Annotated in this window: 24 protein-coding genes; 8 read left to right on the forward strand and 16 right to left on the reverse strand. The window is 62.7% G+C overall.

All coding sequences use genetic code 11. The annotated features are described in order from the left end of the window. Positions 1 to 24 precede the first annotated feature (24 nt). From B7G54_RS07045 to B7G54_RS07060, 4 genes are all read right to left on the reverse strand, one after another. Positions 25 to 387 (reverse strand): Rieske (2Fe-2S) protein, encoded by a 363-nt coding sequence (locus tag B7G54_RS07045; RefSeq protein ID WP_085038455.1) that lies wholly within the window; start codon positions 385 to 387, stop codon positions 25 to 27. Further along, positions 384 to 1,334 (reverse strand): VOC family protein, encoded by a 951-nt coding sequence (locus B7G54_RS07050; RefSeq protein ID WP_085038456.1) that lies wholly within the window; start codon positions 1,332 to 1,334, stop codon positions 384 to 386. Before B7G54_RS07050 ends, B7G54_RS07045 begins: the two co-directional genes overlap by 4 nt. Before the next feature lie 133 nt (positions 1,335 to 1,467). Beyond that, the gene (locus B7G54_RS07055) at positions 1,468 to 2,577 is read right to left on the reverse strand and encodes an FAD-dependent oxidoreductase (RefSeq protein WP_085038457.1); all 1,110 of its coding nucleotides are present in this window, start codon (positions 2,575 to 2,577) and stop codon (positions 1,468 to 1,470) included. 142 nt (positions 2,578 to 2,719) lie between these two features. Further along, positions 2,720 to 3,718, reverse strand: a complete 999-nt coding sequence (locus B7G54_RS07060) for a fumarylacetoacetate hydrolase family protein (RefSeq protein ID WP_244289272.1) — start codon at positions 3,716 to 3,718, stop codon at positions 2,720 to 2,722. 289 nt (positions 3,719 to 4,007) lie between these two features. Between B7G54_RS07060 and B7G54_RS07065 the strand changes: the two genes are divergently transcribed. Together B7G54_RS07065 and B7G54_RS07070 are read left to right on the forward strand one after the other, a co-directional pair. Continuing rightward, on the forward strand, positions 4,008 to 5,408 hold the full coding sequence (locus B7G54_RS07065) for a spinster family MFS transporter (protein ID WP_244289273.1): 1,401 nt from the start codon (positions 4,008 to 4,010) through the stop codon (positions 5,406 to 5,408). A gap of 60 nt (positions 5,409 to 5,468) precedes the next feature. Next, positions 5,469 to 6,587, forward strand: a complete 1,119-nt coding sequence (locus B7G54_RS07070) for a porin (RefSeq protein ID WP_085038460.1) — start codon at positions 5,469 to 5,471, stop codon at positions 6,585 to 6,587. A 118-nt stretch (positions 6,588 to 6,705) separates the two neighbouring features. Here the strand turns inward: B7G54_RS07070 and B7G54_RS07075 are convergent, their stop codons facing one another. The 3 genes from B7G54_RS07075 to B7G54_RS07085 form a co-directional block, all read right to left on the reverse strand. After that, entirely contained in the window at positions 6,706 to 7,188 is a 483-nt protein-coding gene (locus B7G54_RS07075; RefSeq protein WP_085038461.1) for a PaaI family thioesterase, read from the reverse strand. Next, the gene (locus tag B7G54_RS07080) at positions 7,181 to 8,101 is read right to left on the reverse strand and encodes a fumarylacetoacetate hydrolase family protein (protein WP_208864949.1); all 921 of its coding nucleotides are present in this window, start codon (positions 8,099 to 8,101) and stop codon (positions 7,181 to 7,183) included. Before B7G54_RS07080 ends, B7G54_RS07075 begins: the two co-directional genes overlap by 8 nt. Before the next feature lie 71 nt (positions 8,102 to 8,172). Next, on the reverse strand, positions 8,173 to 9,033 hold the full coding sequence (locus tag B7G54_RS07085) for an ABC transporter substrate-binding protein (RefSeq protein ID WP_085038463.1): 861 nt from the start codon (positions 9,031 to 9,033) through the stop codon (positions 8,173 to 8,175). A gap of 166 nt (positions 9,034 to 9,199) precedes the next feature. Here B7G54_RS07085 and B7G54_RS07090 point away from each other — a divergent pair, with 166 nt between their 5' ends. Together B7G54_RS07090 and kce are read left to right on the forward strand one after the other, a co-directional pair. Next, positions 9,200 to 9,766: a cupin domain-containing protein gene (locus B7G54_RS07090; protein ID WP_085038464.1), complete on the forward strand. Its 567-nt coding sequence runs from the start codon at positions 9,200 to 9,202 to the stop codon at positions 9,764 to 9,766. Continuing rightward, the gene (gene kce / locus B7G54_RS07095; RefSeq protein ID WP_085038465.1) at positions 9,763 to 10,692 is read left to right on the forward strand and encodes a 3,5-dioxohexanoate:acetyl-CoA acetone transferase; all 930 of its coding nucleotides are present in this window, start codon (positions 9,763 to 9,765) and stop codon (positions 10,690 to 10,692) included. The genes B7G54_RS07090 and kce overlap by 4 nt, the downstream gene beginning before the upstream one ends. A gap of 53 nt (positions 10,693 to 10,745) precedes the next feature. On the opposite strand, the gene B7G54_RS07100 is transcribed toward kce, so the two are convergent. Further along, positions 10,746 to 11,351, reverse strand: a complete 606-nt coding sequence (locus B7G54_RS07100) for a TetR/AcrR family transcriptional regulator (RefSeq protein ID WP_085038824.1) — start codon at positions 11,349 to 11,351, stop codon at positions 10,746 to 10,748. A 411-nt stretch (positions 11,352 to 11,762) separates the two neighbouring features. Between B7G54_RS07100 and B7G54_RS07110 the strand changes: the two genes are divergently transcribed. Together B7G54_RS07110 and B7G54_RS07115 are read left to right on the forward strand one after the other, a co-directional pair. Then, the gene (locus B7G54_RS07110; RefSeq protein WP_244289275.1) at positions 11,763 to 12,935 is read left to right on the forward strand and encodes an MFS transporter; all 1,173 of its coding nucleotides are present in this window, start codon (positions 11,763 to 11,765) and stop codon (positions 12,933 to 12,935) included. 131 nt (positions 12,936 to 13,066) lie between these two features. Next, positions 13,067 to 14,134, forward strand: coding sequence for an aromatic ring-hydroxylating oxygenase subunit alpha (locus B7G54_RS07115; RefSeq protein WP_106408949.1), 1,068 nt, complete (start codon positions 13,067 to 13,069; stop codon positions 14,132 to 14,134). A gap of 134 nt (positions 14,135 to 14,268) precedes the next feature. On the opposite strand, the gene B7G54_RS07120 is transcribed toward B7G54_RS07115, so the two are convergent. The 5 genes from B7G54_RS07120 to B7G54_RS07140 form a co-directional block, all read right to left on the reverse strand. Continuing rightward, positions 14,269 to 14,964, reverse strand: a complete 696-nt coding sequence (locus tag B7G54_RS07120) for a TetR/AcrR family transcriptional regulator (protein ID WP_085038467.1) — start codon at positions 14,962 to 14,964, stop codon at positions 14,269 to 14,271. Positions 14,965 to 15,165: 201 nt separating this feature from the next. Beyond that, on the reverse strand, positions 15,166 to 16,635 hold the full coding sequence (locus B7G54_RS07125; protein WP_085038468.1) for an NAD-dependent succinate-semialdehyde dehydrogenase: 1,470 nt from the start codon (positions 16,633 to 16,635) through the stop codon (positions 15,166 to 15,168). Between the two features lie 10 nt (positions 16,636 to 16,645). Then, the gene (locus B7G54_RS07130) at positions 16,646 to 17,656 is read right to left on the reverse strand and encodes a dihydrodipicolinate synthase family protein (protein ID WP_085038469.1); all 1,011 of its coding nucleotides are present in this window, start codon (positions 17,654 to 17,656) and stop codon (positions 16,646 to 16,648) included. Between the two features lie 53 nt (positions 17,657 to 17,709). After that, the gene (locus B7G54_RS07135; RefSeq protein WP_244289276.1) at positions 17,710 to 18,690 is read right to left on the reverse strand and encodes an ornithine cyclodeaminase family protein; all 981 of its coding nucleotides are present in this window, start codon (positions 18,688 to 18,690) and stop codon (positions 17,710 to 17,712) included. Between the two features lie 160 nt (positions 18,691 to 18,850). Further along, a complete protein-coding gene (locus tag B7G54_RS07140; protein WP_244289277.1) occupies positions 18,851 to 19,411 on the reverse strand; it encodes a YceI family protein in 561 nt (186 codons plus the stop codon). A 273-nt stretch (positions 19,412 to 19,684) separates the two neighbouring features. Here B7G54_RS07140 and B7G54_RS07145 point away from each other — a divergent pair, with 273 nt between their 5' ends. After that, positions 19,685 to 20,425, forward strand: a complete 741-nt coding sequence (locus B7G54_RS07145) for a FadR/GntR family transcriptional regulator (RefSeq protein WP_244289278.1) — start codon at positions 19,685 to 19,687, stop codon at positions 20,423 to 20,425. A 175-nt stretch (positions 20,426 to 20,600) separates the two neighbouring features. Here the strand turns inward: B7G54_RS07145 and B7G54_RS07150 are convergent, their stop codons facing one another. Then, positions 20,601 to 21,653, reverse strand: a complete 1,053-nt coding sequence (locus tag B7G54_RS07150; RefSeq protein WP_085038473.1) for an aromatic ring-hydroxylating dioxygenase subunit alpha — start codon at positions 21,651 to 21,653, stop codon at positions 20,601 to 20,603. Positions 21,654 to 21,753: 100 nt separating this feature from the next. Here B7G54_RS07150 and B7G54_RS07155 point away from each other — a divergent pair, with 100 nt between their 5' ends. Continuing rightward, a complete protein-coding gene (locus tag B7G54_RS07155) occupies positions 21,754 to 22,692 on the forward strand; it encodes a LysR family transcriptional regulator (protein WP_165765558.1) in 939 nt (312 codons plus the stop codon). A gap of 67 nt (positions 22,693 to 22,759) precedes the next feature. Here the strand turns inward: B7G54_RS07155 and B7G54_RS07160 are convergent, their stop codons facing one another. Both B7G54_RS07160 and fghA read right to left on the reverse strand, forming a co-directional pair. Beyond that, complete coding sequence (locus tag B7G54_RS07160) at positions 22,760 to 23,845, reverse strand: porin (RefSeq protein WP_085038474.1); 1,086 nt, start codon at positions 23,843 to 23,845, stop codon at positions 22,760 to 22,762. 147 nt (positions 23,846 to 23,992) lie between these two features. Continuing rightward, entirely contained in the window at positions 23,993 to 24,871 is an 879-nt protein-coding gene (gene fghA, locus B7G54_RS07165) for an S-formylglutathione hydrolase (protein WP_085038475.1), read from the reverse strand. Positions 24,872 to 25,169 lie beyond the last annotated feature (298 nt).

A 25,169-nucleotide genomic window follows, 5' to 3' on the forward strand; every position in this document is an offset into this window, starting at 1 on the left:
GCGCGCATCGATCACGCAATCGCTTCAGCGCCACAGAATGCTGAGATATTGGTCATGCTCGATGCGCAGTGGAACCGATTCGAGTTTTTGCCCGAGACACGGGCCCATTATGCAGACACCGTCGTCGAGCGTGAATTTCGCGCCATGTCCATGGCAGACGATGTGCTCCATAGAACAATCGAGATAGGCATCCTTGCGCCACGGAAGCGTCGAGCCCGGCCAGTGCGGGCACGAATTCCGGTAACCGCGAATCAGCCCGCCCCGGCGAACGACGAAGAGATCGTCGACGCCGCGCCCCTGCAGATCGAACCCGCGCGCCCCCGAGATCGGGAGCGCGCTCAATTCACAAAGACGCATCCAGCGCAACGAGCCGGCATCGGCTGTCATGCCTTCAGCGGTTCGGACGACGGCGGTGGGCCGCCCGGCGCCCACTTTTCACGCCACTGGAGGAGGAACTCCTGAGCGCGGTCCGCATGCGCGGGCGCGATGCGCGGCACCCACGAGTCGTCGTGCAGGTCCATGTCCGCGTCGTACTCGATGTGGCAGCCAAACGGTGAGTTGAAATACCAGAACCAGTTCGAGCCGAATTGATGACGGCCCGGGCCCCAATACGATTCATAGCCTTTTGCCGCGAACGCGCTGCCGGCACGCATCACCTCCGTCGGGCCACCGAGGTGAAACGTGAAGTGCTCGCAGCCCTGCATGAACGGCGGCGTCTGGATCAGGAAAAGCGTATGGTGATCGAGCGTCCCGGCAGGACGCAGGAACGGCCCCATTCCGATGAACTTGTCGCTCAGCCGGAATTTGAGCCGGTTGACGTAGAACGCCTCCGCCTTGTCCGTGTCCGGCACGAAATACACGACATGCGACAGCGTCCTCGGGCACGGCGGCGGCTCGTTCTCGCCGGTCAACGCACCCGTCACGTTGACGCCGCGGCGGCCATCGCCCGGCGCGTTCACAGGTTCGGCCGGAAGCTGCAATTCACGGCGCACGGTGACCTGAAACCCGAGCACGAACCCCGCATCGTCAACCGCTTCGATCGAACCGTCGGGCAGCAACGTCACCTCGCGGTCCTTTTCGAGTTCGCCGGCGATCTCGTCGAGCGTCGCCTGGTCTGCCACGCCGTAGATGGTCTTGCGCAACTGATTGGCCGTCGCGAACGGCCATGCCGGCAGCGACGGATCGTCCTTGGAGCGAACGACGACCCCGGTTCCGTCCAGGGCTTCGAATCTGTCTTCGCCCTGTCGCGTGAGACCGTAGTCGAGAAGAAACTGCGTACAGCTTTCAACGTCTTCGACACCGAAGACGAGTGTGTCAGGTCCGAGGATTTTCATTGTCATCGTCCAGTTGATGAAACCGTCTCACTACGTGAGACGTATTGATTACCGTCGAATCGCAAAAACGTTCGGGCGGCGAGCGCCGGCCCATAATGACCGCATCGGCCGAAAAGGTGGTGGCGAATGGGGCCTAGATGGGCTGACCGAGATACCGGTACGTCTCCAGCAGCAGGGCAGCCGACCGATCCTTGTTGCCGATCGAATCCTCCTGTTCGTTCAGGCAGAGCTGCAGCGAAGCGTCGTAGATCCGCTTCACCCGCTCGAAGCGACGCTGGTCGTAGCCGGCGAGCGCTTCCTCGGCCGACGCGCTGCCGGCGAGGTACTCCGCCAGCACCACGGCATCCTCGACAGCCATACCCGCCCCAGAAGTCATCTGCGGTGTCGGCGCGTGTGCGGCATCGCCCAGCAGCACCACGCGCCCGCGATGCCACGGCGTGGGCACCAGCGTGATGTCGAGCGGACGGAAAATCACCTGAGACGATTCAGTGATCAGGTCGAGGGCGTCGCGAATGGCCGGTGCGTCGAACTCGGCCAGCCGTTCGCGGATGAGCACATGCGACTGTTCCGGCGCGATGCGCAGCGGGTCGCGGCTGCTTTCGAGGTAGAACATGTAGCAGTTCTCGCGCGAGGTCGGGAAAATCCCCAGGACCTTGCCGGTCGGCGTTCGATACAGACAGAAGCCGTCGGCCTGTTCAGGACGCGGCGCGTTGAACCGCCAGACGCTCTGGCCCGCGAACCGTGGCTCGTAGTCGGCACCGAAGACGCGCTTGCGCAGCCCCGAATACACGCCGTCTGCCGCGATCACCAGGTCGTACGATGCCAGTCGGCCATCCGAGAACTGCACGTCGATGCGATCCCCGCGGTCCGTCAGGTCCTGGACCGTCACGCCCTTTTCCAGCACTGCACCGCTGTCCTCGGCTGCCGTCTCGAGGATGCGCGCGAGTTCCGGCCTGCGGATCCCGCAGCTCGGCGGTGCGGGATGAACGTGCTGCAGTTCGCCCGACGCGTCGAACTCCCGAAAGACGGCGAACGCCATCCCGCTTTCGCGACAGGCATCGGCAAGGCCAAGCGTTTCGAGCGCACGCATCGTGTTGTGGAGCAGACAGATGCCCGCTCCTGCCGTCGGTCGTTCCGGCTTGATGTCGATGCAGTGAACGTCGAATCCTTGCCTGGCCAGGGTAACGGCGGCCGTGGCGCCGCCAATTCCGGTGCCGACGATCAGCACGCGTTTGACCTTCATTGTCTGTCTCCTTTCTCCACTCCGATGGCGGATAGATTTTTGGGGCCACCGGTGAAACCGACGGACACCCCGGCTGGTCCTGCGTGACCCCCGGAGATTGTAGGCTCGTACCGTGACGAAACCTGCGCACGCGAAGCCGGTTTTACATGAAAGGCGTGCGCCGCTGCGGCCACCAGGTTTCCTGCGGTTGCCGCGCGATGCGATTGCGCAGCACACCCACGCCCTTCACGTCGAGCTCGATCACGTCGCCGGGTTTCACGCTGCGTCCAAGCTCGAGCGCCGAACCGTTGCCCATCGTGCCCGAACCGATCACGTCGCCCGGTTGCGCATAGTCGCCGAGCGACACGTAAGCAATGAGCTCTTCGGGCGTCCAGAGCATTTCCGACGTGTCGCCCTCGCCCCACGTCTCGCCGTTCACGCGCGCCGACATCCGGATGTTGTCGAGCCGCTCGAACTCGTCGATCGTGGTGATCCACGGACCGATGCCGTACGCAAAGTCCTTGCTCTTCGTCGGCCCCATGCCGATTGCGAACTCGTTGCCCTGCAGATCGCGCGCGCTGAAGTCATTGAAAATCGTCACGCCGAACAGATACGAGCGCGCGACGTCAGGCGTGATGTTGTGCGCCTGCCGGCCCACGACCCAGCCGAGTTCCAGCTCATAGTCCAGACGCTCGGAGCGGGCAGGCCAGGGCACCTCAGCTTCGTGCCCGATCACCGTCCACGGCGAGCCCTTGAAGTAACCCGGCACTTCGAGTAGGGCCGGCGTCGGGCTGATGTTCATCCGCTCGTGGAACTGGCGGATATGCTTCGTGAACGTGAGCCCGTCGCGCACCACGGACGGATCGCAGGCAGCCCCCCACTGCAGCCCGTCGATCGCACACGACACATCGTCGCCATATTTCGCGGCCGCTTCGGTCGCGGTGTCGAGAAAACGTTGCCCGAGCGCGATGGCGGCCGACATGCTTTCCGGAAACACGACCGACGCGTAACGCAGCGCGGCGTCGCGGGTTGCCCCTTGTGCCTGCAGCCGCAGCGCCTCTGCCGCACGCAGATCGATGACGCGCCCCTGCTCTGGCTGCACCAGACAGATGCGGTGAACCGGCCCGTCCAGACCTTCGACTACAAATCGCCCCAGCTTCATGTGCCGTCTCCATGTGAAGAAATTGAGATGAGCCATAATGAAACTGAACGTCTCGTTTTGTCAACGGCATAAAAGCTAGGGTATTTCCCGGCGGACTTCGAAGTCGAAGTTGCGAAACTTTCGTATACGATTCGTATCGTTTATTAATTTAAAATCCCGCAATACCGGCGAAAGACCTGGGGCCGACCGCAGGCGCATCAGGAACGGAGCCTACGCGCGGCGAAATCCGTCGCCCCCTCGCTCCTGCTCCATCGACCAGCCCGAGTCTCACCGTCACTCCGGAGCGTTCATGCGTCGCAAAGCAATGGCTTTCCAGCACTACTACCCGTGGTTCCTCGTGTTCGTCCTGTTCTGCACGAGCGTCGTGTCGTATCTCGACCGGAACATCATTTCCCTTTTCGTCGGGCAGATCCGGCACGAGATCGGACTGTCGGACGTGCAGATCAGCCTGCTGCAAGGGGTGGCCTTCGCATTGTTCTATTCCGTGATGGGACTGCCGTTCGGCCGCCTGGTCGACCGTCACACTCGCAGGAACCTGATTGCGGCGGGCGTCTTGCTGTGGAGCGTCATGACGATCTGCTGCGGCCTGAGTACCGGCTTCTGGCAGCTCTTCTTCTCGCGCATGGGCGTAGGCATCGGCGAAGCTTGCCTGGGCCCCGCGGCGTTTTCGATGATCGCCGACAGTTTCATGCCGGCCCAGCGCGGACGGGCCATCGCCACCTACAACATGTCCAACTACGTCGGCGTCGGCGCATCGCTGCTGTTCGGCGGTGCGATCATTTCGCTGCTCACGCGCTTCTCCGGTTTCGGCCTGCCCGGCGTTTCCGGCATGCCGACATGGCGGCTAGCCTTCATCGTTTCAGGCTTGCCCGGCATCCTAATGGCGTTCGTCGTTCTCGCGCTGAAGGAACCGGTGCGCCGCGAAGTCAAGCAGGCGACCGACGGAAACCGCGAGACGCTCGGGTTGTGGTCGTATCTGTCGAGTCGCAAACGTGCATTCGCGTCCGTCTATGCCGTCTATACGCTGACCGCGATGATCGGCTACATCATCGTCGCGTGGGCGCCATCGTTTTATATCCGTCACCACCACATGCAGCCCGTCCACGTCGGCCTCACGATGGGCGCAATGACGATCGTCAGCGGCGTCGCGGGATGTATCTGCGGCGGGTATCTGACCGACGTACTGGCGTCGAGTCGAATTCACGGCGGCCGCTTCAGGCTTCCGCTCGCCTGGTGGCCCATCGCGCTCGGATCGGTCATCGGCATGGTGTGCGCTTCCAGCCCGACACTGAGCCTTCTTTTCCTCGGCCTGCTCACCTTCGGCAGCGCGCTGTCCTTTTCAGGCGCGGCGGCCGTCATTCAGGACATCGTGCCGAATCAGCTCAGGGGGCAGGCCGCAGCGCTCAACTATATCTGGACGGGGATCATCGGCCTGTCCATGGGGCCGACGTCCGTTGCGCTCGTGACGCAATACGTGCTGAAAGACAACGCGTTGCTCGGCGGTTCGCTCGTGATCGTCATCGTTCCGCTCTCCGTGATCGGCTTTCTCACGTGCTGGTCCGGCCAGACGAGCTACCAGAATGCCCGCGACGATCTGCTTGCATGGCTCGCGACAGGCTCGCGCCGTCCCGCCACGCTGGAGCCCGTTCTGACCGGCAATGGCATGGATGCGGGGAAGACCGTCGCCTAGCGCCATCGATTCGGATAACAAAGATTTCACGAAGAAGAAAACCAAAACGGAGCAGGAGACATGAGAACACCGCTACTGGTGCTCGCCGTCACGGCGACCGCACTATCTCCCGGCATTGCCTCGGCGCAGTCGAGCGCCACCCTCTATGGCACCTTGGCCACCGGCCTGGTGTATTCGCCCAACGTCAGAGGCGGCGCCTACGCGGGAGAGCTCGATAACGACCACTGGAATTCCACCGTGGGCCTGAAAGGCAAGGAAGACCTGGGCCGCGGACTATCGGCGGTGTTCAACTTGCAGATGGCCATCCGGCCTTCCAATGGCGCGCTGTCCGGAGCGGGAGGCTGCACGCAGCTCTTCTGCAAGGCATACGCCGGACTGGCCGACGCACGACTGGGCACCATCACCGTCGGGCGGCAGCATGACTACATGGCCGAATTGCGGCCCTATCAGGCTAACTACTACTCGACGACCCTGGCCGCCCATCCGGGCGGCATCGATCGCTTCAATTTCCCGGGCGTGAACAACGCAATCAAGTACCGAAACGAGCTGGGGCCGTTGACGGTCGGATTCATGTACGCGCTGCCGGATCACGCGGCAACGGGGCAGGCGTTCTCCGGCAGAATGCTCAGCGCACTGCTCGCCTGGTCGAAAAACGGGTTTGATGCGGCGCTCGCGTGGTCGAGCTTCTCCGATTACGCGCTGAAGCCGTGGTCACCGACGAGCGGACTGGGACTGCCGGGCGGCACGTTCTGGGGCGTGAACGGGACGCCCGGCAGTACGGCGGTCGTTCCGCTGGCAAGACTCGACATGGCCGGTGCAGGCACTGGCTACACGTGGGGACACGCCAGGTTCGCGATCGGCGCATTCGACGTTCACCCGAAGGGTCGCGATGGCCAGTCTGCATCGATGCCGATCGTGAATGCGAACGTGGGTTACTACGTGCGGCCGGACATCGTGCTCGGTTTCGGCTACTGGCACGCGAATTTCCGCGCGGCGCAGACGCGCTACGACAACGTCAATGTCTCGGCCGACTACTTCCTCTCGAAGAGCACCGACATGTTCATTTCGCCCGTCTACGAGCACACGTCAGGTCGGGGCCTCGCACAACTGTTCCAGCTCGGTTCCGCATCGGGCGGCAACCAGTTCGCCGTCGACATCGGGATTCGGCACAACTTCTAGGTCGGCCCGGCAGGTCGTCCGACCGCTTCCGTCATGGCCGGACAGGCTTGTCGCGCGTGCGGCGGGCCGCCACCGCCGCACCGCGAGCCGGTAGACCTGGCAGCCACCTTCGTTGCCCTCAACCGCGCACGTCGAATACGGCGAACGACGCGGTCGCATTGGCCACGCAGCGCACGCGCGCCCCGTCATACAAGTCTGCCTCGAGGAACGCGATGCGGTTGCCGAGCCGCTTCACGCGCGCTTCGGCCGCGAACTTCCCGACATGCCCCGGCTCGAGCATGTTGACCGTGAGACTGACGGTTGCGCACGTGCGGCCGTGCGGGAGTTTCGAGAGCAGCGCAAGCGCCATTGCCAGATCCAGCATCGACGCCAGCGCGCCGCCGGAGACGACGCCGTTGCCCTGGACCGAGTCGGCGGGCGCCGTAAACCCGATCGACAGCTCGCCCTTGCTTCCTCCCTGCAAGGTCGCGCCGAGCCACTGCAATGCCGGATTCATCGCGAGCGCGACGTTGCCGACACCGGCCGCAAGAGTTTGCTGGATGAACGCGCGGTCGAGATTGTCGGGCCGCGCGTTGGCCTCCGCTTCGAGCGCGTCAACCATGGCGCCGCTCCGTGCACACCTGACGCTGACGGCCGAGCCCTTCGATCTCCGCCTCCATGATGTCGCCGTCGCGCAGGAAGCGGTTGTAGTGCGTGCCGTTTCCGGCGGGCGAACCCGTACAGATGATGTCGCCCGGCAAGAGCCGCGCGTACCGCGAAATATATTCGATCTGGCGCTCGATACCGAACAGCATGTCGGCCGTCGTTTCGTCCTGCATGACCTGACCGGACACAGTCAAGCGCATCCTCAGCCGATGCGGATCCGGCACGAACGCGCTCGGAACGAAGTACGGGCCGAGCGGAAGGAATCCCGGCTGGCCTTTCGAGCGCAGCCAGTCGGTGCCGAGCATCTTGTAATCGGTCCGCGGGATGAGATCGCGTGCGGAGATGTCGTTGACGATGGTATAGCCCGCTACGTGCGCGAATGCATCCTCCCGCTTGATCCGATAGCCGCCGCGGCCGATCACGACGGCCAGCTCGAGCTCCCAGTCGGGCTGCGTCGTCGTGTCGGGCAACACCAGCGGATCGAATGCACCGGAGATCGCCGACACCGGCTTGGTGAACGCATAAGGCTCGCCGTGCGAGACCCGTTCGTCGAGCATGTGTTCCGCCCATTCCCGAAGCTGCGCGTTATCCAGGCCGTCGGGGCCTACCTTCGCGTCGACGGTCAGATCGACCACATGCTTGCGATAGTTGGCGCCGGTGCAGAACACCTGACGCGGCAGGTCGATCGCCGGATGCGTGTGCAAGTCGGTCAACCGGTGCCATTGCGCTTCCGGCGCCGCGACCTGGTTCGCGAGACGCTCCAGCGCCGGGCGGCTCCGATCCCAGTTCTCTAGCAGCCCGAGCACCGTGGATGCCCCCGCCAGCATGGTGTCGTCATGTCGTGCCGCGAGTTCGGCAAGCGGCGTCACGCGCTCGTCGAGGACGAACCCGACGAACCGCGCGCCATCGCCTGCAGAAAATGTTCCGAGTGAATACGGCGTCATGCCATGTCTCCGATATGTTTTCGAACCAGCGAATCGTCGACGATTGCCGAATAGTCGCTGTCAGCGCCCGCCAGGCCCAGCGCCCGGCGATGCGCAACGAGAAGCGCCACCCCGTCCGACGCCGGCAGCAGCGACCGGGGAGACAGCGCGATCATTCCGTCGGCCGCGGCCGCCGGCAGTGATGCCGCGACCACCGCTTCCCGGGCCAGCGCCGGCCGGTCGCGAACCGTCTGCCGCGCGCTTTCGAGATCCGCCAGCCACGCCCCTACGCGCGCTTGCGCGCCTCCGGTGCGCATGACGATTCCCTGTCCCGGAAAATGCGGCCAGATCTCCTGGACGCTCGCCACCCTGACGAATCCGGCCTTGATCGCCATCGCATCGAACGGCGGGCCGAGCAGCGTGGCGACACCCTGCCGCGCCAGCAGCGCTTCCAGACGTTCCTGAACACCGCCCGCGGTCACGAGGCGATAGGCATCGCCGTCGAGCCCAGCCTCGTCGAGCATCGCCCGCAACGCCGTGACAAAGCCGTTGTCGGGTGCGTCGATGAGAATGTCCGCGCCGCGAAGCGCGCCCACGCTCGACCGGCCGGCCCGCGCCACCAGCGTCAGCGGCGTGGTTCGCTCGATCTGGGCGACGACGCGGAAATCGGCCGGCCCGGCACGCCGGTTCCATCCGATGACGTTGTCCATCGCGGTGACTACGGCATCGACCTCGCCGGCCACCAGTGCGTCGTACTGCTCGTCCGACGAGCGGTTGCGCACCGCTTGCGTCGTCACGGCGGCGTGCGGATCCCGGCCCGCGACCATGGCCAGCAGCGGCGGCACGAACCACATCACCCGGATCGCTTGTGTCTCCATCGCGTCGTTTCCTCATGGTTGGCTACCATAAATTACAGAACGCATCGTTCCGTTTTGTCAAGAAATGTTTTCGCGATCCAAATTCATTGGCCTGTCATTTCCCTATTGACACTAAAACTCCAACGGTTAACGATACGAAACGCACCGATTCGTTAATGGAGAAAAAATGGACACGACGGTAAACTGGGACAGCGCGCAGCCCGTGGAAGAAAACGGTTATCGGCCCGTGCGTCGGCTCATCACGGACACCAATGCCGACGGGAAGTCGTACTTTGTATCGGATGGGCCGGCCCCGAACAGGACGGCGCGCGCGGGCCTGCCGGTCGCGCATGTTCTGTGGGCGACCGGGGAAGCCCGTGCACCCGGTGCGGAGCCCGCGCCGGCCGGCCACGCATTCGAGTTCCATTCTCGCGGCGGTTCACTCCTGCGGATCGTCGACTTTCCGCCCGACGAAACCTACGACGAGGCGACGCTGCAACAGTTTCTCGACGCCAACGGCGTGCGGGACAAAAGCAATCCCCGTCATTTCTGGTTCCACAAGACTGAGTCGCTCGACTACGCGTTCGTTCTGGAGGGGGAAATCTGGGCTCTGCTCGACGAAGGCGAGAAGCTCATGCGCGCCGGCGACGTGCTGATCCAGCGCGCAACCAACCATAGCTGGGCAAACCGGTCGGGCAAGCCGTGCCGCATGGCATTCGTGCTGCTCGACCTCGTTGACGGAGAGCCGCTGTGAGCAAGGCAATCATTACGTGCGCCGTGACGGGGGGCGCCCACACCCCGTCGATGTCCGAGTTTCTGCCCGTTACGCCGGAGCAGATCGCGACCGAGTCGATCGCGGCGGTCGAGGCCGGCGCCGCCATCGTTCATCTTCATGCGCGCAATCCCGACGATGGTCGCCCCACCGGCGACCCGGAGATCTTCAGGCGTTTCGTGAGTCCGATCAAATCGGCGACCGACGCGATCATCAACGTCTCGACGGGCGGCGGCGGTCCGCACATGTCGATCGAGGATCGCGCGGCGGCAGGCCGGGCCCTGCAGCCCGAAATGTGCTCGCTCAACATGGGGTCCATCAATCTGGTGCTGGCCGAGATGGCCGAACGAAAGCGGGACTGGAAGCATGACTGGGAAGTGCCGTTCCTAAAGGGCACGCGCGGGCTGATCTTCCGCAATACCTACGACGACATCGAATGGATCCTGGAAAACGTCGGTCGGCTCGGCGGTACGCGCTTCGAATTCGAATGCTACGACGTCAGCCACCTGTATACGCTTCAGTATTTCCTGGAAAAGGGGCTCGTGAAGCCGCCCCTGTTCGTGCAGACCGTGTTCGGGCTGCGCGGCGCGATGGGTGCGCACGTCGAGGATCTGCTTCACCAGAAGCGAACAGCCGACCGGCTGTTCGGCAGCGACTATCACTGGTCGGTGCTCGCGGCCGGCAAGCATCAGATGCCGCTTGCGACGATATCGAGCCTGATGGGCGGCAACGTGCGCGTCGGCCTGGAGGACAGCCTTTACATCGGTCGCGGCGAGCTCGCGCAGAGCAACGCGGACCAGGTCCGCAAGATCCGTCGGATTCTCGAGGAGCTGGGCATCGAGATCGCGTCTCCCGACGAAGCGCGCCGGATTCTCGACCTGAAAGGCGCCGATCAGGTGAACTTCTAGGCAGGTTCCAGCGACCCGTCCGGTACCCGCCGGTGCGAAACGGCTGCCGCGCGTCAGCGCGCGGCAGCCGTCCTGAGCTGCGGCGCACCGCGCCTGGCGACCTCCAGTTCCGCGACGCTCGGGACGTCTGCGCCGAGGAGCGCATAGGTGTAGCCGATGTGTTCCTGCGCGAACCGGTCGTCCAGCGCGCCGACGCCCGTCATCAACCGCATATAGACCGGTGCGTACAGCAGTTCGGCCAGCATCTCCACGTTCTCCGGCGCACGGATGCGTTCGGCAGCGCGCCACTCTTCCAGCATTTCACGGACAAGCGCGCGGCGGCCGTAATGGAACCGCTCACGAAAAACCCTGAGCACGGCTGGATCGGCCTGCCCCTCGGCGATGATCTGCGCGACGATGCACCCCGACCACCCCGCATATTCGTGGATCAGCGACACCAGGTGCGTGGCGATCGCCTTGCCGGGAGGCAGGTTGCGCGGCATCGGCGTCTTGACGAGGTGGTGCTCCATGAAGGCATCGATCACCACGAGCGCTTTGGCGTCCCACCAGCGGTAGATCGTCGCCTTGCCAACGCCCGCCTCTCTCGCGATGGCCTCGATCGAAAGCGACTGGACCGTCCGGGTCTCGAGCAGGCGAGCGGTTGCCGCAAGTATCTGCATGCGCGTGCCCTCACTGCGGGGTCGGCCGACCCCTCGCGGAAGCCCCACCGCGGCGGTGCCCTGGATATCTGTTTTCATCGGCTAGAACATTGAATGGTGAACGGCGAGCGTCATGTCATGTCGCGAGGCTACCCGGCAATGGGCCGCCGTGCCGGCAGCGCAAATTGTAATACACGTCGTATCCAAATTACCGCAATCGCTTCCGGCACGGCTATCAATCCAGTCGCCCGACACGAGAAGCGGAAAAATGATGAATTTCAGCATCCTTCACTCATATTTCAGCAGTCGACCTCGTCAAGGCCACGCCACGGGTTTGACCCAATATCGTCGAACCACGTCACGGCTACCATATCACAAACGAGACACTCCGTTTCGTATATAAACAAAGGGCGTCGCCCCACCGGAGACATGATGAGCAGATCCATTGACGGGTTGAAAAGCCGGATATCGCTTGTGCTGGGCCACTGTGCCGGCATGATCGATGTCGTTGCATTGCCGGTGTGGGTGGGGATCGTCCTGATCCGACATGACGGGCTCGATCCGCAACGGGCCGGCGCACTCGCCACCGCCTTCCTCGGCGCGGTGGTCGCGAGCAGCCTGTCGATCGCGCCGCGAATCGACCGCGTCCGCGGCACGATCGCCGTGCCCGCCGGCTTCGCCGTCGCAGCGGCCGCATTCTTCGCGATGGCGCTGACGCGGGACTACGCAACGCTTCTGGCACTGCATGTCGCCGGTGGCCTAGCGGTCGGCTGCGGCCTGTCGCTCACCCATTCCGCGATCGGCGCGAGTCCCAATCCGCACCGCCTGATCGCGACCGGCTTCACCGTGCTCAGCCTGCTGTCGCTGGGGTTCCTCGGCGCGGTGCCGCACGCGATCGCCGCGTTCGGGGGGCAAGTGGCATTCGTCGTTCTCAGTGCCATCATGCTCACGGCCGCGCTTGCCGCGCTCGCGGGTTTTCCGGAGCGCCGGGCAGCAGCCTCGCCCGACAGCGTGCCGCGCGCGCTTCCGAAGCTGTCCCGACGCGTATGGTTTGCGATGGTGGGGACCAGCCTGCTCACCGTCAGTCACTCGATGATGCTGAGCTTCCTCGAGCCGATCGGTCTCGCGCACGGCTTCGGCACCGGCCAGGTCATGAACGTGCTGCTCGGCATCGGCCTCGTGAACATGTTGCCCGGGCTGCTCGCCGCACTGCTCGAGCGCAAGGTATCGAGCCGCGCCGTGATGATCGCCGGTCCGGTACTGCAGGCCGTCCTGGGCTTCACGCTCGCCCGGTCGACCTTGTTTGGCGCTTACGCGTTTGCCGGTGTGATCTTCCCCACCGTGATGATCTTCACGCATACGTTCATCTTCGCGTTCCTTGCGCGCAACGACCCGTCGACGAGAGCCGTCGCCGCCACTCCCGTCATGGCCATGACGGGATCGGCCATCGGTCCGATTCTCGGCGGCACCGTGGCGGACCATTTCGGATACGGCAGCATCGGGTGGACCATCGTCGTCGCCGCAGGCATCAGCACCGTCTGCTTCTGGCACGCGAACCGCCGCCCCGAACCAGCGCTCGCTCCCGCTACCGCGGCGCCGCGGTGACAGGAATCTCCCAACGGGTACGAATCGCGCCCCCCCCTTTTTCTGACGCCACGTTTCGCACGACGAGGGAAAGACGATGACAAGACCCACCGAAGCAGTAATTTCCGCCGCCCAGGCGAGCGCCTGGCAACATGGCGGACCGCGATACACCATTCGTGTTCGATGAGTGGTACGTGGCCGCACGATCTTCGGAAATCGGCCGGGCGTTGCTGCCCCGCACGCTGTTGGGCAAGCAGGTCGTCCTCTACCGGACGCTGCAAGGACAAGTCGTCGCACTCGACGACCGTTGCGTCCATCGCTCGTATCCGCTGTCCGCGGGCACCCTCGATGACGATACGGTCATCTGCGGATACCACGGCTTCCGCTACGACGTGAAGGGTGACCTCGTCGAGGTACCGTCACAGGAACGCTGCCCTCGCGGGCTTGGCGTACATCGTTATCCGGTACGGGAAATCGGCCCGTTGGTCTGGATCTACATGGACCCGAGCGCCGAGCCGCGAACCGGGCCGCCGAGCGAGGCATCGCTCGATCTTTCCCGATGGGCGCTGTCGGACGGCTATCTGCGCCTGAACGGCAACTATGTGAGCCTGCACGAGAATCTCCTCGATCTGACGCATCTCACATACGTGCATGCGAAAAGCTTCGGAACGCCGGACTACGCCAAGGCGCCGTTCGAGACGTCTGTCGACGAAGGCCGCTACGCGGTCAGACGTCATGTCGTTCCGACGACATTGCCGCCGGTCTGGGCAGAACCGACCGGCATCTCCAGTTCCACGGCAGTGCGCATCGCGACTTCGACATTCGTATCGCCGGGCCTGCACGAGGTGCAGGTCACGTTCTACGAAAGCATCCTGCCTGCCGCGGGGCGGACGCTCTTCACGATCAGGACGCTGCACTTGCTCACGCCGGAAAGCCACGCATCGACACACTACTTCATCGTCCACTGTCGAGACTTCGGGCTCGACGACGCGGAAATGACGCAACGCATGCATGAGCGGCTCTTCACCGCATTCAGGGAAGACGTTCAGACGCTCGAACTGCTCGAGAACACGCTTCGCAACGCTACCGCCCCGTTCTTCGAGATTTCGGTTGCAAGCGACCGCGCGTCGATCGAAATGCGCAAATATCTGAAGCGCCGAGGACAAGCGGCGGCCGCGAGTTCGAACGGCCGCCCTCACGTCCTTCAGCAGTCCGGATAAACCGTCGGGAAATCGTCCGGGGTGCATACGAGACGCGAAGCCACCGACCTTGCGCTTTCGCTGCCCTTCCTGTGCATCGACGGCTCCGCCTGCCGCAATCATGCGCGACTCGTCGACGCGCTTTTTTCTTCACGTCAACGCGTGCCGGCCGGCGCTCTTTTTGCCGCAGGCTTTTGCTTCTTCTGACGCGTGCCGGGATTGAGCGTTTCCGGCACGTCGACGCCCAGCAACGTGTAGACATAGCTGATGTGCTCGCGCGCGAAATGCTCGTCGAGCGGGCCGTTGCCGACCAGCAGACGCATGTAGACCGGCGCGTACAACAACTCGGCGAGGGTCTCGATATTGGGCGGCGCCGGAATGCGCGACGAACTGCGCCATGCCTCAAGCATTTCCCTCACGAGCGCCCGCCGCCCATAGTGGAACCGTTCGCGGAATTCGCGCAGCACGGCGGGATCGGCTTGCCCTTCGGCGATGATCTGCGCGACGATCCGGCCGGACCATCCCGAATACTCGCGAATCAGCGACATCAGATGCGCGGCGATCGCTTCACCGGGCGGCAGGTCATGCGGCATCGGCGTCTTGACGATGTGATGCTCCATGAACGCATCGATCACGACCAGCGCCTTGGAGTCCCACCAGCGGTAGATGGTCGCCTTTCCGACGCCCGCCTCCCTGGCGATCGCTTCAATGGAAATCGACTGAATGGTATTGTTCTGGAGCAGACGGACCGTCGCCGCGAGAATCTGCGTGCGGGTTTCCTCGCTGCGTGGCCTGCCCACACCGCGCTCGACAGCCGGTGCGGAAACGGAAAGCTGGATATTGGTCTTCATTGGCGTCCCGTGTTGACGTGTGCCGCGAACGGTATCGCCCAATTATAAGACAGCTCGTACCTTAATTCGCGCCCGCGACGAAAACCGGTCGTCATGGAACGGGGCGACCGTCGCTCAGCGACGGCCACCCCGTTTCTTGCCCGGATGGTCAATTTCGCGCACGCAATCGACGCGGCGCAGGACCGGCACCGGGCGCTTCGCTCAAAGCCCGCCCAGCGCCACGTACTTGATCTCGAGGTAGTCGTCGACCCCATACTTCGACCCCTCGCGCCCCAGTCCGGACGCCTTGACACCGCCGAACGGCGCCACCTCGGTCGAAATCAGCCCTTCATTGACACCCACCATGCCGAATTCGAGTTGATCGACCACGCGGAAGATCCGGCCCACATCGCGCGCGAACACGTACGATGCCAGACCGAACGGCGTGTCGTTGGCGAGCGCGATCGCTTCCTCTTCGGTTTCGAACCGGAACAGCGGCGCGATCGGACCGAAGGTTTCGTCACGGAAGATCAACGCGTTCGTCGGAACGTCGGCCAGCACGGTAGGCTCGAAGAAGAATCCGCCCAGCGCGTGGCGCTTACCGCCCGCCAGCACGCGCGCGCCCTTCGACAGCGCATCGCCGATATGCTCTTCGACCTTCCGGACGGCATCCTCGTTGATGAGCGGCCCCTGGACCACGCCCGCCTCCATACCGTTGCCAACCTTCAGTTCCACGGACGCGGCGGCGAGCTTCGTGGCGAACGCATCGTACACGCCGGCTTGCACGAGGATCCGGTTCGCCGCGACACAGGCCTGACCGGCATTGCGATACTTCGCGGCAAGGGCCCCCTTCACCGCGGCGTCAAGGTCGGCATCGTCGAAGACGATCAGCGGCGCATTGCCGCCAAGCTCCATGCTCGTCTTCTTGATGGTCGGCGCACATTGCGCCAGCAGTTGCGCGCCGACCTCGGTCGAGCCCGTAAACGAGACCTTCCGGACCACCGGGTTCGAGGTCAGTTCGCCGCCAATTGCGCAAGCCGACCCGGTGACGACATTGCACACGCCCGGCGGCAAGCCGGCGCGCTCCGCCAGCACGGCCAGCGCCAGCGCGGAAAGCGGCGTCTGGCTGGCCGGTTTGATCACGCCGGCGCAGCCGACGGCCCAGCCGGGGCCTGCCTTGCGCGTAATCATGGCCGACGGGAAATTCCACGGCGTGATCGCCGCAAAAACGCCGATCGGCGCCTTCTGGGCGAGGATCCGCCGACCATCGACGTTCTGCGGAATGATGTCGCCGTAGACGCGCTTCGCTTCTTCCGAGAACCACTCGATGAAGCCTGCGGCGTACAGGATCTCACCGCGCGACTCGACCAGCGGCTTGCCCTGCTCGGCTGTCATGATGAGCGCCAGGTCGTCGACGTTGGCCAGCATCAGGTCATACAAGGTACGCAACACCTTCGCGCGATCCTTCGCGAGCGTCTTGCGCCACCCGTGCATCGCCCGGTCAGCCGCCGCAATGGCTCGCCGGGTCTCGGCCGCGCCGCCGTTGGGCACGCGCGCCACCAGTTCACCGGTCGCAGGATTGTGAACTTCGAGCGTCTGGCCACTGTCGGCCTGCACCCATTCGCCATCGATCAGCATCGCCTGGCGCAACAGGCCGGCGTCTTTCAGTGGAAGCTTGACAGGTTCGTTCATGAAGCCTCCTTCACGCGGGGTTGCGGCCGACGAAGAAGGCTTCGTCCGGATCGCTCGTCGGGTTCAGGCCGGCTACTTCCTGACCCTTGCGCAGCGATGCCATGTCCCGCTGATAAATGCGCTGCGTCGGGTGCGGCAGCGGTCCGCCGTTGTACCCTTGCAACCACCCTTGGTATTTCCACGCCATACGGTTGAGCAAGCCATTCGGCGCCATCGGCAGGCCGGCGAACGCCTTACGCGCGGGATCGATCTTGTACCAGAGCTGGGTGGCCTCGTCGAATTCCCCCGCCTGGATCAGCTTGAAGATCTTCGGCATGACGGGTCCGTAATAAGCCGTGTAGTTCGTGCCGCAGAACGGGATGTCCATCACCTGGGCAAGCGGCACGAACTCGTGCTCGAGCGGCGAAGAGATCACCACCTCCTTGTGGAACTCGCGATGTACCTCGATGGCGGACATGAAGTTCGGATACCCGCCTTCGGCCTTGATCGCGACGACGTTGGGGATTTCGTCCACCATACGGCGTAGCACGGGCACCGGGATGTCGGCCGGATGCAGACGCGAGAAGCCCCACGCAGGCAGCGGAAAAATGATCACGCCGAGGTTGGTTGCCTCGCAGATCATCCGCGTGTATTCGAAGACTTCGTCGTACGATTTCGGATAGAAGTACGGCGGATAGCCGAGCAGCACGAGGTCGGCACCCGCTGCCTCGACCCGGCGAATCGCCTCGATGTTGTCCTCGAGCGTGTTGAATACCGCATGATGGACGACCACGAGACGACCGGACGCCTGGTCGGCCATGATGTCGCAGAACTCGCCGTACTGTTCCAACGTGATGGCGACCTCCGAACACGACAGCGAGCCGACAAAGCCGTGCTGGATAGCCAGCTCGACATCGTGGCGTACAGCCTTTTCGTTGATGCGCTTGAAGTCCGACGTCATCGTCGGAAGGGTCACGCTGGCAACGCCAACGAGATGCTCACGCGCCCATTCACGTGCTTCCTTTTTGGTGTAGCGGGCCATGCAGTGCTCCTTGTAGTCTGCGGGGATATTGGGTGTCGCGTCGAGGCGCGCGCCTAGCGCTTGGTTTCGAATTCGATCGGCAACGTCGTGGCGAGTCCGGCCTCGATCGCCTTGTCGAGGATCAGCCCCGCAACCACGATGTCCTGCAGGCCGCCTCCGACCGATTTGTACATTCGGGTCCGCGCATCTTTCAGACGGTCGTCGAGCGCGCCCGCGAGCAGATCGCCGAGACTGAACGACTTATCGTGGAACGCGACGCCAGCTTTGTGCGCAGCGAGCATGTCGCCGGTCTCCTCCAGCACTTCTTCCAGCATGTCGCACACAATGATGTCGCTGCGCGCGACGACCGACACGTCGATCTCGCGCTGCTCGGGAATCGTGGAGCCGATGGAGATGACGGTCGCACCAGGCTGCAGCCAGTCGCCGAACAGGATCGGCTGCTCGTCCCTCGAACGGGCCGCGGCCAGCACGAGATCGGCCGCTTCGACCGCTTCCCGTGCGGATGCCACGCCCCGCGCCGGCACGCCCAGGTCACGCGTCACGGCTTGCGCGAAAGCCGCGCGGCGTTCGGGCGTCGGACTGAAAACGACGACCTCGGTCAGATCTCTCACCGAGGCAATCGCGCGGGTATGCATCGACGCTTCGAGGCCGCTGCCCAGTACCGCCAGGCGTGCGGCTTTCGCAGGTGCAAGCCGGTCAAGCGCCGCGGCGGAAGTGGCTGCCGTGCGAAAACCCGTGACGAGGTTGCCGTCGACGAACGCCGCGATGCGGCTCGTTTCCTGGTCGAACAGCACGATCACGTATTCGACGCCGGGCGACGCGGAACCCATCGCCATCCCCATGACCTTGGCCCCGTAGTAGCGGCCTGCCACGGGAACGGCCGGCAGCGTGCGCAGCCACGTCTTGCCGGCGGCTGCGACCGTCCGCGGCGGCGTGCTCCGGGGTGGAATGGATTGGGCGTAGGCCGCCTGAAGGGCGTGGATCGCGTCGTTCCAAACGAAAACGGAGCGCGCGGCCTCGCTGGACACGAACACGGGTGCAAACGAAGAAATAGTCATATGCAGAACCGGAAGTTGGCTTGAAGGGCTCGGCCCGCCGCGCGGCAGACGATCGATGCGACAGGCTCGAGAGCGATGGACGGGTACCGGGCCGCGAAGGCACGCGATGTCATGCGAGCGCCCCGCGGCATCGGGATCACGGCTCCCGTGTGATTTCGGTCTCGATCGTCAGTCGCACGTTGTCCGACAGCGCGTGAGGGATCGCATCCATGCCGTAAGCACTGCGGCTGATATTCGCCGTCGCCTCGAATCCGACCACGGGATATCGCGTCCACGGATTCACCGCGCGATCGATCAGCGTCGCGTCGAACAAAGTCGGCAGCGTGATGCCACGGAGCGTGAGGTCTCCGTCGATCACGTACTGGCGATCGTCGAGCAGTCGCACCGAACGGGAGACGAAGACGATCTTCGGATGTGCGTGAACGTGCAGCCAGTCGGTGCCGCGCAAGTGCTCGTCGCGCAGGTCGAAAGCCGTGTCGATGGACGCCGCATCGATTTCGAACGACACCCGCGATGCCTCGACGCATGCGTCGTCGAACGCTAGTTGCGCATCGAAGCGCCTGAATATCCCCGGCGTACGCGTGAGCCCGAGATGGCGAACCGAAAAGCCAATGTGGGTATGCGCGGCCTCGAATGACCATGCCGGGTGTGCCACCGAGCCCGGCTCGACGACAGTAGCGCTGCGCAGCGACGGCAACAGGAAGTTCAACATGCGGCGTCTCCTACCCCGGTCACACCGGTCAATTCATCGTGACGCCATGCTAACCACGAACAAACATCAATGCAATGATTAATGCGCATCATATTTGCAATTGATTTGTTTCTTGCGCGTATACCCTGGGACTCAATACCGACCTAACGACCAATCAGGCATAATGAGTCGCCGATTGATGCGTCCAATCACGCACCAATCCGCTGACATGAACCTCGCTCCATTGCCTGCCGATTCGCAGGAAAGGGGCCGCGGACCATGCACGAGTCAATAGCCATCACCGGACCAAAGAGCCTTCCCGCGCGGGAGGCTGAGAATATGTCTGTACAAACGAACCTGATCGATGACGATGTGCTGCGGCTGCGCGAGTACATCGAGGGCCACGTCGCCACGAGCGGCGACCTGCGCCTGCCCCCGGAACCGAAGCTCAGCGAAGCACTGGGCGTTTCGCGCGGAAGGCTGCGCACGGTGCTGAAAAGGCTCGAGGACGAAGGCGTCATCTGGCGACATGTCGGCAAGGGCACCTTCGTCGGCCCGAAGCAGGTCACGCCCGACGACGAGACCTGGTCCTCGTCCATCAGCGTCGACGACATCATGGATGCACGACTCGTGCTGGAGCCCCAGCTCGCCGCGCAGGCGGCCGTGCATGCGACGGCCACCGACGTCGCGGTGATGACGCAATGCCTCGTCGACATGGCCGAAACTACGCCGTTCATGCCGTGGAAACGCCTGGACGAGCACCTGCACCGGCTCATCGCGCAATCGACGCACAACGCGCTGCTGCTGCTGCTGTACGACACGATGCGGGTGCAGGTGCGCCTCAACCTGGACGCACGCATGGAAGAGGTGTTCTCTTCGCAAACGGGCCCTCGGCACGATACCGACGACGAACACCGACAGCTCGTCGATGCGATCCGGACGCACAATCCGGCGCGCGCGGAACAATTGATGCGCGAACATCTTCGCTCGGTGAGAACCCGGCTGTTCGGCTTGCGCTAGTACGCGCCTCGACGGGTGGCGTACCGTGCCCGTCGCGACGGAACGCGTTCCGCCGGGATGACGCGCGTCCCGAAGCCGTCCCGGCCCGCACGTGCATCGCAGAACCCTTTGCCGGCCCGCAGTTTCCGGTGGCTCCGGCACGGTCACTCGCCTGAGCCACCGGGCGCGCGGCCCGTTACGTCGCCGTCTCGCTCTTTTGCGTGGCGGCCGCACACTCTTCTTCAAGTCGCTGGTTCACGGCCCAGCGGAACTGCGACAGCGCGGCATCGACGCCGAAAGGTATCATTTTGAAACCCGGATCGAGTACAAGATTGCGGTGCTGCGCACTGATCATTTCGCGATCCTCATCGAATGCATCTACCACCGACTGATGGATCGAGCGCGTTACCTCCGGCTTGTCGAGCGAGAAGTTATGGGGATGCGCGAAGAAGTAGTGTGTCGAGCCCTCCGTCTCTGGTGTCAGCGCCTGGCAACCGTGGAATTCCGCCGCGTCCACGCGGGTCCCCTCCGGGGCACCGGTCCCCACGGGCGCCATGCCCGAATCCATGCGCAGGATCGCGGGAATCGTGAAGTCGTAGATGTTCCAGCGATCGACCTTGCCCGGCCAGTCACGCACCGCTTTCACGAACGGCGGCGGCTCGGTGTTCAGCGTCCAGCGCGTAATGCGCACGCCGTCCTTGACACGCTCCACTTTCGGCCGGACCGTCGCGTAATCTTCTCCGCCGCCCAGCGTCGTGGGATGGACATAGGGCAGATGCGAAAAGTCCAGCAGGTTATCGCAGATCAACAGGTAGTTGACGTCGTAGTGGATGTAGCCGGGCAGCGAACGCCACTGTGGATCGTCGACCCAGTGAGTGTCGGGAATCGCGGACGGATCGGCCTGCTCGGGCTCTCCCATCCAGATCCAGATCCAGCGGTGCTGCTCCACCACCGGGAACTGCCTCACCTTCGCGTGCGGCGGGATTCGCTCCTGTGCCGGCGCCTCGACACATGTGCCCTGACTGTCGAATTTCAGTCCGTGATACATGCACCGCACGCAGTCACCTTCGCGTCGGCCGTGCGACAGCGGCGCGCCACGATGGCAGCAGCGATCCGCAAGCGCGATCACCTCGCCGGACTCCTTGCGGTAGAGCATCACCGGCGTATTGATGATCGTGCGGGAAAACAGCTTGTCGCCTTCCACCTCGTGTGACCACGCGGCCACGTACCATGTATTGCGGATGAACATCGCTCGTCTCCTGTTTGTTGTAGGACATGCTGTTGCACGTCGCGCCATAACGATAGAATCGGATCCGTGATGCAGCAATCTAATGGGATTAATTTGACCTATGCATGCCGCGCATATACGTGATCTCGATCTGAATCTGCTGGTGCTGTTCGATGCGATGCTTCGCGAGCGAAGTGTCACGCGCGCGGCGGCGGAAGTCGGCCTCTCCCAGGGCGCCATGAGTCATGCACTCAATCGTCTGAGGACGTTTTTCGAAGATCCGCTGTTCGTCAAGACGCCTGCGGGCATGGAACCCACGCAAAAGGCCACGCAACTAGGCGCGACGATCACGGAGCTGATGACGGCATTGAGGGAGCGGGTTCTCTCCCAGGCGAGCTTCGATCCCGCGACGGCACGACGCATGTTCGTGATATGCATGACGGACATGGGAGAACTCGTCTTCCTGCCGCCTCTTGTGCGGCGCCTGCGGGAAGTCGCACCCTACTGTTCGGTACGTTCGGTGCAGGTGCCGCTAGAGGACATCGAAACCACGCTTGCCGCAGGCGACGCCGATCTAGCGCTCGGCTCCGTGCACGCCGCGCCTGACGGCCTGTACCAGCAGCAACTGTTTCTGCATACGTTCGTCACGATGGTCAGCGTGCACAACGAGGCCATCGGCAGAACGATCAGCCGCGCGCAGTTCGAGCGCGCACCGCAGATCGTCGTTTCACTGACGGGCCGCGCAAGCGCCGCCTACGATAGTGCGTTCGAGGAATGGGGGATCAAGCGGAATGTCTTTCTGACAACGCCGCACTTTCTGGTCGTGCCGCACCTGATCAACGCGCAGCCGGACCTGATCGCGACTGTACCGCTGGAGCTTGCGAACGTCTTTGCGAAGCTCGGCACGGTGCGGATCGTCCCTCCCCCCGTGCCGTTGCCGCCATTCGCGCTACGCCAGCATTGGCATCCGCGTTTCCACGACGATTCGGCCAACATGTGGCTACGTCGCCTCATCAAGGAGACGTTCGACCGCTACCCAGAGATCTATGACGGCCCGTGATCCACTTCACGTCTCCCCATGACCAGCCAACCGCGAGCAAAGAACGACTGGCCATGGGCATACGAGATCAGAACATATGCATCATCCCGATCGCAACCCCCGTTGTGGTCCCGGTTGGTGCAAAGAGCGAAGTCGCCCCGACTGCCGGGGTCAAGCCAAGATTCGCCTTGCCGTGATTGTTGACGACGCCGACTTGTGCGTACAGCGAGGTCGCCTTCGACATGAAATACGTGGCCCCCAATGCGCCCATCAGCGAGCGGCTCGACGTGTCATTGCGATTGCTGACGTACCAGATACCGCCATTCAAGTCCAGTTGCGGCAACGCTTGAAAATTGAGACCGCCGCCATAGGTATTGTTGCTTGGCCCGCCGCTCACTCTCAAACTCATGAACGACGCCTTCGCTGTCACCCGACCGAACTTGTAGGCCGCGCCGAGGAAGCGCCCCTCAAATGGAACATTCGTCGGCGGAAGGGTGCTTACCGTTCCTCCTGCGTTACCGTCGTAGTAGGCAGCATCGAGCGTCAGGTCATTCCATTCGTACTTGAGACTAGCCGAGTATTGACGGCCGGACTGAAAATTCCCCGGCACGCCGCCGAATGAAAACATCGCACTCGCCTGCAGTCCCGCAAGCACGGGAGAGGTGTACGAAATTGCGTTCGGATTAAACGATCCCGTCGCACCGATGGTGTTTCCGTATATCGCCAAGATACTGCCGAATTCCGAGAAAAAACGGGGATCAAGATTCCATACGGACAGGAAGAATGGCGAAAATTGAAGCCCTGCCTTCACCTCCCCGAATCCCCCCTTCAATCCGACCCATGCTTCACGACCAAAGAGATTACCATTCGAGTTATTGAATCCACCATTGGTGAGATCAATGCCACTTTCGAGATTGAATTCGGCCTTCAACCCTCCGCCAAGGTCCTCCGTGCCTCTCAACCCGAACATCGATGGAGCAATCCCGGCATTTTGCAAACCGACAAACTTTCCGCTATTCCCTCCCGTGGCGAGATTCTGCGTCTTACTCAAGTAAAGGATGCCAGCATCCACGATGCCATACAATGTGACGCTGCTTTGCGCGTGAGCCGCTACCGAAAACAACAGGCTCGACGTCACACCGATCGCCGACCCGATAAGGCACCTCCGATACATAATCGTCTCCTATGATTGTCTTTTGTGTTTTTTAGTTAATATGTAATGCCAATTAAATTACATAAAATTCATACACATCCTCTCCTGAAAATCATCGTCATGATCTAACGAACCATTGCCCTCTATATAAATTAAACGACGACCTGCTTATCTGATTCGATCTCCATCAAGATTATTTCCGGAAAATGACAGAAGGATGCGGGCGTGGTGTTCGATGTGATCTCCGATAAAGCTCTGGATGAAGAAGAATCCGTGGTCATAGTCCACGTGCCGACGCATCATGAGCAACTGCCCCGCCGCCCTGCATCCTGCCTCGAACATTTCGGGGTTGAGCTGGTTCGACAAAAACTGATCCCCGAGCCCCTGATCGATTAGAATTCCATCGTCGAACCGATTCGCGACGTGACCTATCAGTTCGCTTGCGTCGTACTGCTTCCACGCTTCGCGATCGTTGCCGAGATAACCACTAAAGGCCTTCTCGCCCCACGGACAATGCATCGGCGCCGCAATCGGCGCGAACGCGGACACTGAGCGGAAAATCTGTGGATTACGAAGAGCAAGAACCAGCGCTCCGTGTCCGCCCATCGAGTGACCGAAGATGCCGAGGCGCCCGCCGTCAACGGGTAGATGATGCATAACTATTGCGCGCAGTTCGTCTCGCACATACGAATACATGCGCCAGTGTTTCGACCAAGGCTCGCGCATGGCATCGACATAGAAGCCGGCGCCGACACCGAAATCCCACACCTCATCCTCTCCAGGTACGCCCGCGCCGCGTGGACTTGTGTCCGGTGAGATCAGCGCAATACCGTGAAGCGCAGCGAAACGCTGTGCCCCCGCCTTGATTGGAAATGTCTCTTCGGTGCAGGTCAGACCCGCGAGAAAGAATAGCCCCGGAACCTTCCTCATACGCGCCTGGGGCGGCAAATATACTGAAAAACGCATCGGCAGGCCAATGGTTGTCGAGTCGTGTCTGTAGATGCGTTGCACACCGCCGTAGCAGGCATGCTCTTCGATCAGATTCAATACTTTCTACCTCCTGTCAATGGACAACCGAACGGATCGGCTCCCCTCCATCTCGTGAGAGCGTGCCCTTCATTGACCTGACCGAGTTGCGGCGCGCTCGTCATCCGATCAAATGAATCCTGATTTCGCGATCCGCTTCCTAGATGGTCAACTTTAAGTCTCTCTATCGATAGTGACGACGCCATCCCTCACTTCATTTGTCCTCGCACTGCGAGAAAGCAGCGCATACTGCGTGATCGTCAGTGTGTGCATAGCATCCATCGAACAATTTTTTATTTCGCACTTCTATTTAATTTGT

The organism is Burkholderia puraquae (assembly GCF_002099195.1).
Taxonomy (GTDB): domain Bacteria; phylum Pseudomonadota; class Gammaproteobacteria; order Burkholderiales; family Burkholderiaceae; genus Burkholderia; species Burkholderia puraquae.

Bases quoted from the DNA above. Each gene is read 5' to 3' on its own strand.
- B7G54_RS07045 (WP_085038455.1), bottom strand. From the start codon at position 387: ATGACAGCCGATGCCGGCTCGTTGCGCTGGATGCGTCTTTGTGAATTG.
- B7G54_RS07050 (WP_085038456.1), bottom strand. From the start codon at position 1,334: ATGAAAATCCTCGGACCTGACACACTCGTCTTCGGTGTCGAAGACGTT.
- B7G54_RS07055 (WP_085038457.1), bottom strand. From the start codon at position 2,577: ATGAAGGTCAAACGCGTGCTGATCGTCGGCACCGGAATTGGCGGCGCC.
- B7G54_RS07060 (WP_244289272.1), bottom strand. From the start codon at position 3,718: ATGAAGCTGGGGCGATTTGTAGTCGAAGGTCTGGACGGGCCGGTTCAC.
- B7G54_RS07065 (WP_244289273.1), top strand. From the start codon at position 4,008: ATGCGTCGCAAAGCAATGGCTTTCCAGCACTACTACCCGTGGTTCCTC.
- B7G54_RS07070 (WP_085038460.1), top strand. From the start codon at position 5,469: ATGAGAACACCGCTACTGGTGCTCGCCGTCACGGCGACCGCACTATCT.
- B7G54_RS07075 (WP_085038461.1), bottom strand. From the start codon at position 7,188: ATGGTTGACGCGCTCGAAGCGGAGGCCAACGCGCGGCCCGACAATCTC.
- B7G54_RS07085 (WP_085038463.1), bottom strand. From the start codon at position 9,033: ATGGAGACACAAGCGATCCGGGTGATGTGGTTCGTGCCGCCGCTGCTG.
- B7G54_RS07090 (WP_085038464.1), top strand. From the start codon at position 9,200: ATGGACACGACGGTAAACTGGGACAGCGCGCAGCCCGTGGAAGAAAAC.
- B7G54_RS07100 (WP_085038824.1), bottom strand. From the start codon at position 11,351: ATGCAGATACTTGCGGCAACCGCTCGCCTGCTCGAGACCCGGACGGTC.
- B7G54_RS07110 (WP_244289275.1), top strand. From the start codon at position 11,763: ATGAGCAGATCCATTGACGGGTTGAAAAGCCGGATATCGCTTGTGCTG.
- B7G54_RS07115 (WP_106408949.1), top strand. From the start codon at position 13,067: ATGGCGGACCGCGATACACCATTCGTGTTCGATGAGTGGTACGTGGCC.
- B7G54_RS07120 (WP_085038467.1), bottom strand. From the start codon at position 14,964: ATGAAGACCAATATCCAGCTTTCCGTTTCCGCACCGGCTGTCGAGCGC.
- B7G54_RS07125 (WP_085038468.1), bottom strand. From the start codon at position 16,635: ATGAACGAACCTGTCAAGCTTCCACTGAAAGACGCCGGCCTGTTGCGC.
- B7G54_RS07130 (WP_085038469.1), bottom strand. From the start codon at position 17,656: ATGGCCCGCTACACCAAAAAGGAAGCACGTGAATGGGCGCGTGAGCAT.
- B7G54_RS07145 (WP_244289278.1), top strand. From the start codon at position 19,685: ATGCACGAGTCAATAGCCATCACCGGACCAAAGAGCCTTCCCGCGCGG.
- B7G54_RS07150 (WP_085038473.1), bottom strand. From the start codon at position 21,653: ATGTTCATCCGCAATACATGGTACGTGGCCGCGTGGTCACACGAGGTG.
- B7G54_RS07155 (WP_165765558.1), top strand. From the start codon at position 21,754: ATGCATGCCGCGCATATACGTGATCTCGATCTGAATCTGCTGGTGCTG.
- B7G54_RS07160 (WP_085038474.1), bottom strand. From the start codon at position 23,845: ATGTATCGGAGGTGCCTTATCGGGTCGGCGATCGGTGTGACGTCGAGC.